Source organism: Streptomyces beigongshangae (assembly GCF_019710745.1).
Lineage (GTDB): Bacteria > Actinomycetota > Actinomycetes > Streptomycetales > Streptomycetaceae > Streptomyces > Streptomyces beigongshangae.
The window spans coordinates 1-4,008 of sequence record NZ_JAHKJW010000140.1 but is presented as its reverse complement, the minus strand read 5'-3'; the positions used below and the strand labels follow the sequence as shown (position 1 = coordinate 4,008).

The 4,008-nt window shown below is 72.9% G+C and carries 4 protein-coding genes; all 4 read right to left on the bottom strand.

Features of this window, described 5'->3' with window-relative positions; translation table 11 throughout:
* The coding region (gene glgB / locus KM933_RS38395) for a 1,4-alpha-glucan branching enzyme (RefSeq protein WP_308013682.1) at positions 1 to 1,643 on the bottom strand (1,643 nt) is incomplete at its 3' end.
* Between the two features lie 41 nt (positions 1,644 to 1,684).
* Positions 1,685 to 3,127: a maltokinase N-terminal cap-like domain-containing protein gene (locus tag KM933_RS38390; RefSeq protein WP_221362177.1), complete on the bottom strand. Its 1,443-nt coding sequence runs from the start codon at positions 3,125 to 3,127 to the stop codon at positions 1,685 to 1,687.
* Positions 3,128 to 3,396: 269 nt separating this feature from the next.
* The gene (locus KM933_RS38385) at positions 3,397 to 3,564 is read right to left on the bottom strand and encodes a hypothetical protein (protein WP_221362175.1); all 168 of its coding nucleotides are present in this window, start codon (positions 3,562 to 3,564) and stop codon (positions 3,397 to 3,399) included.
* Between the two features lie 179 nt (positions 3,565 to 3,743).
* On the bottom strand, positions 3,744 to 4,008 hold a 265-nt coding region (locus tag KM933_RS38380; RefSeq protein WP_221362173.1), incomplete at its 5' end, for an alpha-glucosidase C-terminal domain-containing protein.

Sequence of the window (4,008 nt, the reverse complement as noted above, 5' to 3'; positions counted from 1 at the left end):
ATGTGGAACTCCTCGCACCAGTACACGGCGTTGGCGACGAGGAAGTTGCGCACCTCCCGCCGGCCGTAGTCGAACTCCAGGGTTCCCCAGTCGGGGTGCGCGGCCCGCAGCGGGTCCTCGTGCTCGTACAGCGGACGCCCGTCGAACTCGGCCAGCGCCCACTCGTCCCGGGGGAAGTGCGCGGGGACCCAGTCCATGATCACGCCGATGCCGGCCCGGTGCAGGGCGTCGACGAGGTACTTGAAGTCGTCCGGGGTGCCCAGTCGCGCGGTGGGCGCGTAGAAGCCGGTGACCTGGTAGCCCCAGGAGCCGCCGAAGGGGTGCTCGGCGACCGGCATCAGCTCCACGTGGGTGAAGCCGAGGTCGGAGATGTAGCGGGGCAGCTGCTCGGCCAGCTCGCGGTAGGTCAGGCCCGGCCGCCAGGAGGCGAGGTGCAGCTCGTACACGGAGAACGGGGCCTGGTGCGCGGGCCGCTCGGCCCGGCGCGCCATCCACTCCTGGTCCTGCCACTCGTGGTGCGAGGAGTGGATGACGGAGGACGTGGCGGGCGGCAGCTCCGTGCGCCGGGCCATCGGGTCGGCGCGCAGCGTCTTCGTCCCGTCGGACTTGGTGATCTCGAACTTGTAGAGCTCCCCCTCGCCGATGCCGGGGGCGAACAGCTCCCACACGCCGGAGGAGCCCAGCGACCGCATCGGGAACGCGGTCGCGTCCCAGAAGTTGAAGGTGCCGGCGACCCGGACACCGCGGGCGTTCGGCGCCCAGACCGAGAAACGGGTGCCCGCCACGCCCTGGTGCTCCATCGGCTCCGCGCCGAGGACCTTCCACAGCTGCTCGTGCCGTCCCTCCCCGAACAGGTGCAGATCGAGGTCGCCGAGCGTGGGCAGGAAGCGGTACGCGTCCTCGGTGTCGTGCACGGCTCCTTCGTATTCCACGGACAGCCGGTACGGCGGCACCTCGCGCAGCGGCAGCACGGCGGAGAAGAACCCGTCGCCCTCGTCGTCCAGCGGGGCCCGCAGCCCGTCGGCGACGACGCTCACGGAGAGCGCGTACGGCCGCAGCGCCCGGAAGACCACGCCGCCGGGCACGGGGTGGGCCCCGAGCACGGAGTGCGGATCGTGGTGGGCGCCCCCGAGCAGCCGTTCCCGGTCGGCACGGTCGAGCACGGCCACCGACCGCACTTCCTGAACGGCACCGGCACCGGTTCCGGCACCGGAACCGGTTCCGGTGCCGGAACCGGTGCCGACACCGGCCGCCGGCACGACACCCGCCCCCACCGGGCCGGTCTCCGTCCCCGGTACGGGGCCCGCGGCCGCCCCGGTCTCCGCGGACGGCGCGCCGTCCGGGACCGGCGCGGTTTCCGGGGTCGTCCCGGTCTCCGTGTCGGGCAGGGGTTCCGCGGCAGGCGCGGGTCCCGCGGACGGCGGGCCGTCCGCGACCGGTCCGGGGACCGGGGCCGTCCCGGGTTCCGGGACCGGTGCGGGCTCCGTGGGTCCGGTCCGTACGTCCTTGTCCGCGGGCTCGGCCTTCGCCCTGTCGGCGGTTGTGGCCGCGGCACTCTCGGCGGCCGTGGCCGTGGCCGTGGCCTTTGCCTTGGCCTTCGAGCTCTTCGGCTTCTTGGCGGGCGGGTTCGGGCGGGGCGTCACGGGTGGAGCCTCCTCGGCGGAGTGGATCGGATGAGCGGGGGTCAGGACGGTTCGGGCCGGGCGAGGCGGGCGACCGCCGACATCGGCACGGGCAGCCAGTCGGGCCGGTGCCGCGCCTCGTACACGACCTCGTAGACGGCCTTGTCGGTCTCGTAGGCGCGCAGCAGCACCGGATCCATCCGGGGATCGCCGCCGCCGACCTCGGCGTACCCGGAACAGAAAGCGGCCCGGCACGCGTCGGCCCAGCCTGGCACGGCGGACGGGCCGGTGTCCTGCGGGCCGGTGGAACCGGGGACCGGCGGAAGCGAGTGCGCGGCGTAGTCGAAGGAGCGGAGCATGCCGGCCACGTCCCGCGCGACCGGCTGGGGCAGGCGCCGTTCGGCGAGCGACTTGGAGGGCTCGCCCTCGAAGTCGATCATCGACCAGGAGCCGGACGGCGAGCGCAGGCACTGGCCCAGGTGCAGGTCCCCGTGTATGCGCTGGGCCGTCCACGTGTGGCCCTCGCCCGCCAGATCGGCCAGCGCGTCGAAGGCGGAGCGCAGGCCGGGCGCGTACGGCCGCAGCGCGGGCACCGCCTGCACGGCCGCCTCCAGCCGCTCGGTCATGCCGTCCGTGAGCAGTCGCATCTGTCCGTGCCCCAGGGTGACCACGGGCAGTGCCCGGGCCAGCGCCATGTGCACCTCGGCCGTGGCCCGGCCGAGCGCCCGCGCCTCGGCGCTGAAGTCCTCGCCCCCGGCGAGTGCGCGCAGCGCGAACTCCCAGCCGTCGGTGGCACCCCGGAGGAAGGGCTGCAGGACCCCCAGGACGTACGACTCGCCGGCCAGGTCGGCGAGCATCCAGCCGGCCGGTGCCGGAACCCGCGGACAGCCCTCGCGGGACAGTGCCAGCGGCAGCTCCAGATCGGGGTTCACCCCCGGCACGATCCTGCGCAGGAGCTTCAGGATGAACGTATCTCCATAGACCAGCGAGGAATTCGACTGCTCGGCCGTGACCAGGCGCGGCGCCAGGTCGCCCCGGATCTCCTGCCGGGTGTCCCGCTCGAAGCGCAGCTCGCCGATGCGCGCCCCGCCGCGCAGGGCCTCCAGGAGGACGTCGGCGGGCCGGGGGTCGTACAGCGCCTCGTACACGGCCCGCCCGGCCAGGGGTCCCTCGGCGGGGCGGCCGATCAGCGCGGGCGCCAGCTGGGGCGGCAGCGTTTCGCGCACCCCCAGGAGCAGCTGGTAGCAGTCGCCGGGATGGGAGGGGGCGCTCTGCGTCGGCACGAGCGGCTGGTGGGCCCGTACGAGCAGGTGGAGCAGCCCCTGCCGGGAGTCGACCGGCAGCACTTCCGTCACCGAGACCAGGGAGAACCCGGTGACGGGGCGGCCCTTGCCCGCGAACCAGCGCTGCCGCGGAAGCCACTCGCGCAGCAGTGGTTCGAGGGACGCGAGGAGGCCGGCGCTCCGGGAGGCGGAGGGCACTGGGCGGGTGACAGCTTCGGACATGGCGTGGCGTCCTTTACCCGGAGTCTGGCCCGGAGATCGGGGTGTTCCCTACGCGTGCCCAGGCCAGGGCGGAGGAAACCGCCCCGCTGTCCGTTCTGCCCGCCGTCCCGTGCTCCGGCCCCGGATCGCGGCCTCCTGCGCGGTCCTCCTGTGCGGTCCTCCTGTGCGGGCGGCCCGTCGACGGTGGCCGTGCCCGCGTCCACGGGGAGGGAGGGGTCCGCGTGGCGGAAGGGGCGTCCGCTGGAAGCGGGCACCCCTCCCACCGGAGCTCAGCCGGCGCTCTGGCTCCGGAAAGAAAGTTTTCGCAGGAGAAGCCGCAGCTTTTCCATGACCGGCTGGCTACTCTGTGTGGTTTCTTTGATCAACACTTGCTGGCCGCGCATGGCTTCCTGCCGGGCCCGGGCGAAGTGCGCCTCGCCGCTTTCCTGGCCCCGCATCCAGTTTCCTGGCCCCGCATCCCGTCATGGCCCGAGTCGATGACCACCTGATCGGTAATTGTGATCTTGTCATCTGATTTTTCGATCTCGGAATTCCTCATCGGTTCCCCCTGGGGAAGGGGCGGCGTCCGGCCTGCCGCCGGACGCCGCCCCGTGAGCAGGGTTTTCGAGATGGAGTACTAGATCGCGTCCTTGCGGAGGCGGAACCAGTAGAAGCCGTGGCCGGCGAGGGTGAGGAGGTAGGGCAGTTCGCCGATGGCGGGGAAGCGGACGCCGCCGATGAGCTCGACGGGGTGGCGTCCGCCGAAGGTCTGCAGATCGAGTTCGGTCGGCTGGGGGAAGCGCGAGAAGTTGTGCACGCACAGCACCAGGTCGTCCTTGTACTCCCGCAGGAAGGCGAGGACGGCGGGGTTGGAGGAGGGCAGTTCGGTGTAGGTGCCCAGG

Excerpts from the sequence above, each read along its gene's own strand:
- KM933_RS38385 (WP_221362175.1), bottom strand. The coding sequence starts at position 3,564 with ATGCGGGGCCAGGAAAGCGGCGAGGCGCACTTCGCCCGGGCCCGGCAG.
- KM933_RS38390 (WP_221362177.1), bottom strand. The coding sequence starts at position 3,127 with ATGTCCGAAGCTGTCACCCGCCCAGTGCCCTCCGCCTCCCGGAGCGCC.